1 pseudogene is annotated in these 366 nt (G+C 44.3%); it reads right to left on the bottom strand.

From position 1 onward, the window contains the following. Positions 1-83: 83 nt before the first annotated feature. A pseudogene (locus tag ACFFU9_RS13325) lies at positions 84-366 on the bottom strand (IS21 family transposase); the annotation flags it as partial.

Below are 366 nucleotides of genomic sequence, written 5' to 3'. Positions count from 1 at the left end.
TGCCATGGCACCCAGTCGCATTTGTTTTAGTTTTTCAACAGTTTGATTGTTGTTCATAATTATAGAGTTTATTGATTACATATTTATTGATAGGCTGAAGCTCCCCGGAGATTCTCATGTATAGGGATATGGGGCTTGTCCTGCTCTAGATCTTGGTAGAACAGCGAAGACTGATCCATGTTGTTTTTCAGGATGTTCTTGATGCGCTGATATGCGACCGCATCTGCCTGTATGGTCCTTTTACATGCGCTGTCCAAGCGTTGTGAACCATAGGCCTTGTGCAACTGGATAAGTCCCATGGCACGTTTGTAGCCGATCTCGGGATAACCCCCAGAGGCAATAATTGTATCAATGCAGGCTTCTACA

The sequence above is a fragment of the Mariniflexile ostreae genome, assembly GCF_042427585.1.
Taxonomy (GTDB): domain Bacteria; phylum Bacteroidota; class Bacteroidia; order Flavobacteriales; family Flavobacteriaceae; genus Pseudalgibacter; species Pseudalgibacter ostreae.
This window is presented reverse-complemented; position numbering and strand designations above follow the sequence as displayed.